This is a genomic window from Amycolatopsis sp. SID8362, assembly GCF_010550475.1.
Lineage (GTDB): Bacteria > Actinomycetota > Actinomycetes > Mycobacteriales > Pseudonocardiaceae > Amycolatopsis > Amycolatopsis eburnea.
The window spans coordinates 1-1,194 of the sequence record NZ_JAAGNB010001190.1; the positions used below are offsets into that span (position 1 = coordinate 1).

At 74.7% G+C, this 1,194-nt stretch carries 1 protein-coding gene; it reads left to right on the plus strand.

Annotated elements, in window-relative coordinates; genetic code table 11:
* Nucleotides 1-292: 292 nt before the first annotated feature.
* On the plus strand, nt 293-1,194 hold a 902-nt coding region (locus G3I65_RS36995; protein WP_160700211.1), incomplete at its 3' end, for an Lrp/AsnC family transcriptional regulator.

The following is a 1,194-nucleotide window of genomic DNA, read 5'->3' on the forward strand; positions in this document are numbered from 1 at the left end:
TCCGGCGAGGTGAACGACTCGTTCATGACGTCCAGGTCCGGTAGCGCGGGGCCCGGGCGCGATGACATGAATGAGTCATTCACTTCGTCGGACGAGGTGAACGGGTCATTCATGGCGTCCAGCTGGCGGCGGGCACGGTCGTGGTGCCGCGGCGGCGGCGCCAGTAGGTCGGCGGAGGGCCGCCACGGAGTCGCGCCGGACCAGCCGTGCCGGTCGTGGCGAGTGGCGCCGGTCGGCCCCAGCGTGAAGCCGCGGCCCTTGGCAGGTGATCATGATCAGGGCACAATGCGCCATGCCCGTTCCTTCGGCCCCGCCGGAACCGGCGCGGCCGAGTGCGTCGGACCTCGCGCTGGTGGAGGCGCTGCAGCGCGACCCGCGGGCGCCGTGGACCCGGATCGCCGCCGCCGTAGGCACCGATGCCACGACGGCGGCCCGCCGCTGGGACCGGCTGCAGGCCGCCGGGCTCGCCTGGCTCACCGCGTACGTCACCGCCCCGACCACCACGGTCGGCTACGTCGACGTCGCCTGCCGTCCGGACGCGCTCGTCGCGCTCACCCAGGAACTCTGCGGTTGGCCGGCGGTGTTCAGCGTCGAGCGCACCACCAGCCGCTTCGGGTTGTACCTGTCGCTGGCCGCGCGGGACCTCGACGCGCTGGATGCGCTGGTCACCGGCCGGATCGGGGCGCTGCCCGGGGTGCTGGAGGTGCGGTTCGCCGTCGCGACCCGCGTCTACCGCGAGGGCAGCGGGTGGCTGGTCAACGCGCTGGCCCCGGAACAGCGGGCGGTGCTGGACGACACCGCCGAGCAGGCCCGGCTCGTCGTCCCGCAGCAGTGGAACGACCGGGACCTGCGCGCGCTGGTCGAGTCGCTCGGAGAGGACGGGCGGCGCAGCTACGCCGAGCTGGCCCGCGACTGCCGGATGAGCGAGTCGGCGGTGCGGCGCGCGCTGGCGCGGATGGTGCGCAACCACGAACTGGACTTCCGCTGCGACCTCGCGCACGTCCCCGCGGGCTGGCCGGTGATCGCGGGCTACCGCCTCGACGTGCCCGCGTCCGGCCTCGACCGCGCCGGCACGGCGATCGCGCACCTGTCGGAAACCCGGCTGTCGGCGGCGGTCGTGGGGGAGGGCAACCTGGTCGTGTCGGCGTGGCTGCGCGAGCCGGCCGGCTGCACGGCCTACGAGGCGGCGCTGGC